At 42.4% G+C, this 2,932-nt stretch carries 4 protein-coding genes; 1 reads left to right on the top strand and 3 read right to left on the bottom strand.

The window, feature by feature from the left end; genetic code table 11:
- A partial coding sequence (locus ACYVRA_RS06035; RefSeq protein ID WP_461251849.1) for an aminotransferase class I/II-fold pyridoxal phosphate-dependent enzyme occupies positions 1 to 740 on the top strand: 740 nt, incomplete at its 5' end.
- A 218-nt stretch (positions 741 to 958) separates the two neighbouring features.
- Here ACYVRA_RS06035 and dtd read toward each other — a convergent pair.
- From dtd to ACYVRA_RS06020, 3 genes are all read right to left on the bottom strand, one after another.
- The gene (dtd, locus tag ACYVRA_RS06030; RefSeq protein WP_461251848.1) at positions 959 to 1,420 is read right to left on the bottom strand and encodes a D-aminoacyl-tRNA deacylase; all 462 of its coding nucleotides are present in this window, start codon (positions 1,418 to 1,420) and stop codon (positions 959 to 961) included.
- Positions 1,421 to 1,591: 171 nt separating this feature from the next.
- Entirely contained in the window at positions 1,592 to 2,704 is a 1,113-nt protein-coding gene (locus ACYVRA_RS06025; protein ID WP_461251847.1) for a tetratricopeptide repeat protein, read from the bottom strand.
- Between the two features lie 11 nt (positions 2,705 to 2,715).
- On the bottom strand, positions 2,716 to 2,932 hold a 217-nt coding region (locus tag ACYVRA_RS06020), incomplete at its 5' end, for a hypothetical protein (RefSeq protein WP_461251846.1).

Raw genomic sequence — 2,932 nt, 5'->3', positions numbered from 1 at the left:
ACAATGATTACAAGGCGGCAAAAGCGATATTGACGGCGTTACGTGACAAATTTGAAAAAGTTTTGCTTATCATTGAAGGCGTGTACAGCATGGACGGCGATATAGCGCCCGTCCCTGAATTTATTAAATTAAAAAAGGAATTCGGTTTGTTTCTCATGGTTGACGAGGCTCATTCAAGCTGCGTTATCGGGAAAAACGGCGGGGGCGTTGACGAGTATTTTAACCTTAAACCCGATGATATTGACATAAAAATGGGAACGCTTTCTAAAGGGCTTGGAACATGCGGCGGCTATCTTGCCGGAAAAAAAGAGCTGATTGAATATCTTCGCTATACCCTGCCCGGTTTTATCTTTTCAGTGGGCTTAAGCCCCGCGCTTGCCGCCGCCACTCTTGAATCAATACGGATTATAAGGAAGGATAATTCGCTTGTCAGACAATTACAGGAAAATATCCGCTATTTTGTTTTAAAAGCCAAAGAAAAGGGCTTTAACCTCTGCAAAGCGGGAGAAAGCGCGATTGCCCCCGTTCTTGTCGGCAAAGATTCCGACGCTTTTGATCTATCGTGGGCCATGTTTGATAAGGGGATTTTTGTTCCCCCCGCGGTTTACCCCGCAGTCCCCGCAAATATGTCGCGAATGCGTTTCTGCCTGACAAGCTGCCACAATAAAACGCAAATTGATAACTCTCTTGACACTCTGCGGGAATTGGCGGGAAAAATGAATATTAATTTACGGAATTAATTCCAAAGAACTCTCACAAAGATCACAAAGGTACAGAGATCACAAAGGGGGGAAAGGGGTTTTTGTCCTAAGGCTTTGCGTGGGCTTTACGATAAGATAACGGACAAAAACCCCCTCTTCTCTCTTCTTTGTGAACCTCAACCGAGACCGAAGGTCGAAGGTTCCCCTCTTTGTGATCTTTGTCTCTTCGTGATCTTTGTGTGAAAATCTTGCGATAATTATTTTTCTTGAGTATCCAAAACAATCGTAACAGGACCGTCATTAGTGTACTTTACCGTCATGTGCGCTTGAAATTCTCCGCATTCGCAGACAAGGCCGGTCTTTCTTACAGCTTCCATAAAATACTCGTAGAGTTGTTTCGCTTTTTCAGGCGGGGCGGCTCCGTTCCATGAAGGGCGTCTTCCCTTTCGCGCGTCAGCTAACAATGTAAACTGCGAAACCGCAAGAACGCCCGCCTGACTGTCAACAGAAGCCAAATCTTTCAAGGACAGATTCATCTTTCCCTCTTTATCGTTAAAAATCCTTAAGAAAGCTATTTTCTCAGAAAGCCAGTCCGCGTCAGCCTCAGTATCGTTATGCGCGACTCCCAGATAAACAAGCAGCCCGCTCTTAACGCTCCCCTTCACTACCCCGTCAACGCTGACAGTCGCGTCTATAACTCTTTGTACCACAGCTTTCATGTATTACCTCTTTTCTCTCGCAAAGGCGCAAAGGCGCGAAGTTCCTGTCCGATAACTCATTATTGATCTAGATATATAAGTTTAACTACAAATCTTGAAGGAAAAACGACAATCTTACGAACAACAACTTTGCGCCTTTGCGCCTTTGCGCGAGGTCTTTGTGTAAAATTCTTAATTTTCAAGCTTACCCGACTGATGTATCGCAACGCCTTCCAACTTGATGTCTGAATACGAAGAGCCTATCGTTATTTTTCCCAGTACTTCAAGGGGGCGTTCCATGTTAATAGAGACGGGGACGGAAAAAACTACGGGGATTATTCCTTCAAGAGTTTTGCGCGTGTCATAACCTACAAGAAAATCAAAGGTTGTCCCATCGTCCGTTACCGTGACATTCGTCGCCATGCCCTTCCATATAACGTATACGTTTCTGTAAATGGCGCTCTCGTTTTTTACGTCGGCAAACGAAGGATTATCGGCTCTTTTAAAATTGTCAAATCCGGGAACTTCCATAGTTTCTAGCATGGAACGCGCGCGTATTTTAATTCCCTGCGGCGCGTTTGATTCAAGAATGCGGTTAAGGCTTTTTTTTGCCTCTTCGTCACGGTATGCGGTATAAAGAGACAACGCTTTATTGTAAAGATCAATAGCCTGATCGCGCGTTAGAATGTACATGTAGTAACCTCCTACTTGAACATTCTCATTTTTATCCTGAGCTGACAGGTTAAAATCCGCAATAGGACGCTGATTTTTCGATTTAAACGGGTTGGGCAATGCTTTAACGTTTATTAATATTCCCAAAACAAGAATAACAAAAGCAGCAAATATTAAAGAAATTTTTAAAATTGTTTTTGGCGTAACATAAGGAGAAGGAATGGGAGGAAACAATTTTGGCAGATTTTCAGCAATCCAATCGGACAGGGCTTCACCGGCGGAATATTTTCTGATAACGGCAAGGGCTTTTTTTGCGATTTTATTTTTTGAGTCAAGTTCCTGCACTTCAAGATAATAATGTACGGCCTGTACGGTGTCCATGCGTTTCAGATAAAGAACCGCAAAACAGAGCATTAAGTCCGGATCGTTTATTTTTATTTTTCTAGCAAGATTAAAATTTTCATGAGCCTGCGCGTAATTGCCGGAGTAAAGGCATAAAATTCCGTAAAGGTAATAGTATTTAAAAGAACCGTAATACCTTTCTTCTTCATCTTTAAGAGCGTTTAACGCGCCTTCATAATCGCGTTTTTTTGCCAGAATCGCTACTTTGTTCAAAAAAGAATCAAATTTCATTGTAAACGCGTTTAATTCCTGGTTCTGTGCCTTTCTATGGCTTGCTCAATCTCCGTCAGATCCTGTTCGCTAAGAAATATTTGACCGTCAATAAATAAATTAAGAATTTCCTGCAATTTTTTCAAGGTAAGCGTGTCAGCGCTTTCATTTTTTGACACCGCTTCATGTTGCGCTTGAATTTCTATTGCCGCTATATTAATAGACGAATCTGCCGTATATATGTATTCA

It is taken from the genome of Treponema sp. R8-4-B8 (assembly GCF_054786175.1).
This window is presented reverse-complemented; position numbering and strand designations above follow the sequence as displayed.